The organism is Pseudoalteromonas sp. A757 (genome assembly GCF_004103285.1).
Classification (GTDB): Bacteria; Pseudomonadota; Gammaproteobacteria; order Enterobacterales; family Alteromonadaceae; genus Pseudoalteromonas; species Pseudoalteromonas galatheae.
In genome coordinates this window covers 1-264 of the sequence record NZ_QNQN01000006.1, presented here as the reverse complement: position 1 = coordinate 264, position 264 = coordinate 1, and the positions used below count along the sequence as shown (strand labels likewise).

Here is a 264-nt window from a genome sequence, read left to right as displayed (position 1 = left end):
TTTTTTATCCTGTTAACTGTGAGTCGTGTCGATTACGGCTGAACGTTTGCAGCTTGTGCAGCTAGCGTGCGGCAAATGCCACTTAGCGTTGACCAGCTTTGAACGTCTGCTTCAGAAGTCGATGTCATTTCTTGTAGTTTTAATACGTTGTTCATGTTTTTTATCCTGTTAACTGTGAGTCGTGTCGATTACGGCTGAACGTTTGCAGCTTGTGCAGCTAGCGTGCGGCAAATACCACTTAGCGTTGACCAGCTTTGAACGTCT

The 264-nt window shown here is 45.5% G+C and carries 1 protein-coding gene; it reads right to left on the bottom strand.

The genetic code is table 11. The features are described 5' to 3' along the window. Nucleotides 1-32: 32 nt before the first annotated feature. Complete coding sequence (locus DRB05_RS22775; RefSeq protein WP_193554547.1) at nt 33-155, bottom strand: class III lanthipeptide; 123 nt, start codon at nt 153-155, stop codon at nt 33-35. Between the last annotated feature and the right edge of the window lie 109 nt (nt 156-264).